The organism is Methylobacterium sp. J-088, from assembly GCF_022829295.1.
Lineage (GTDB): Bacteria > Pseudomonadota > Alphaproteobacteria > Rhizobiales > Beijerinckiaceae > Methylobacterium.
Window position 1 is genome coordinate 1 of the sequence record NZ_JAKSYH010000190.1, and the last position, 328, is coordinate 328.

The 328-nt window shown below is 73.8% G+C and carries 1 pseudogene; it reads left to right on the top strand.

What is annotated here, in order from left to right:
• Positions 1-328: pseudogene (locus tag MKK63_RS21550) on the top strand (S-methyl-5-thioribose-1-phosphate isomerase); the annotation flags it as partial.

Consider the following 328-nt stretch of genomic DNA (forward strand, 5'->3'; position numbering starts at 1 on the left):
AGGGCCTCGACCGCGCGGTGGCCACGCTCGCCGCCACGCGGCCCACGGCGATCAACCTGCGCTGGGCGCTGGACCGGGTCGCCGCCAACCTGCGGCAGGTCCAGCCGGGCGAGCGCTTCTACCGCGCCTTCGCGGACGCCGGCCGCATCGCCGAGCACGATGTCGCGATCTGCCGCGCGATCGTCTCCCATGGTGGCCGGATCACCGCCGACCTGTACAAGGCCGAGGGTGGCGGTCCGATCACTGTACTGACCGACTGCAACGCCGGCGGGCTCGCCACCGTGGATTGGGGCACGGCGCTGGCGCCGGTCTACGCCGCCCACGAGCA